Origin of the sequence: Xenorhabdus sp. PB62.4, assembly GCF_014467285.1 — a bacterium.
Taxonomy (GTDB): domain Bacteria; phylum Pseudomonadota; class Gammaproteobacteria; order Enterobacterales; family Enterobacteriaceae; genus Xenorhabdus.
The window spans coordinates 1-787 of sequence record NZ_NKHR01000102.1 but is presented as its reverse complement, the minus strand read 5'-3'; the positions used below and the strand labels follow the sequence as shown (position 1 = coordinate 787).

The 787-nt window shown below is 47.0% G+C and carries 1 protein-coding gene; it reads left to right on the top strand.

Annotation, left to right across the window (positions count from 1 at the left end):
• The coding region (locus tag Xenpb_RS19395; protein ID WP_187655744.1) for an IS4 family transposase at positions 1-770 on the top strand (770 nt) is incomplete at its 5' end.
• Between the last annotated feature and the right edge of the window lie 17 nt (positions 771-787).

Sequence of the window (787 nt, the reverse complement as noted above, 5' to 3'; positions counted from 1 at the left end):
CCTACAAGGTCTCAAATCATCAGCGTTTTGTCGTCCGCTCTATGCAAAGCCGCTGCATAGAAGAAAGTGCCGAAAAGCTTTATCAATACAGTGGCGCTTTGGCGTATGCGGATACGAGAACGGTTCAGGTTAGGCAAAAAGGGGGACGAAAAGCGCGTGATGCACACTGCGAAGTTCGTTATGCGGCTGTGACCGTAAAAATCCCTGCAAATAAAATCGGTGACGCTGTCCCGCTGTACTATGTCGGTTGTCAAGAAACGGGAAATCATGACGGCTTGAGCTGGCACATTCTGACCTCAGAGCCAGTGAAAACAAAAGAAGATGCCAAGTGTATTCTCGATTACTACGAAAAACGTTGGCTGATTGAAGAATTTCACAAAGCGTGGAAAAGCGGCGGAACCCAAGTTGAAGACTTACGCATGCAGAGCAAAGAGAACTTAGAACGCATGGTGGTGATACTCGCGTTCATTGCAGTCCGTCTTCATCAATTGCGTTACCTGGGGCTCAATAAAGAGGAAGCAGAAAAGCAGAGCTGTGAAATGATCCTGAGTCCGCTAGCGTGGAACTTACTGTGGTCAAAGCAAAATAAATCGAAGCCACCGAAGAAAGCCCCAAGCCTCTACTGGGCCTATATTAACCTCGGAAAGCTTGCGGGTTGGTACGATTCAAAACGTAATGGTCGAGTAGGATGGGAAAGACTATGGGAAGGATGGTTCATATTACAAACCATCCTTGAGGGTTACTTGCTTGCACAGTCTCTTGAGCTATAGATGTGATCAAGAGACAG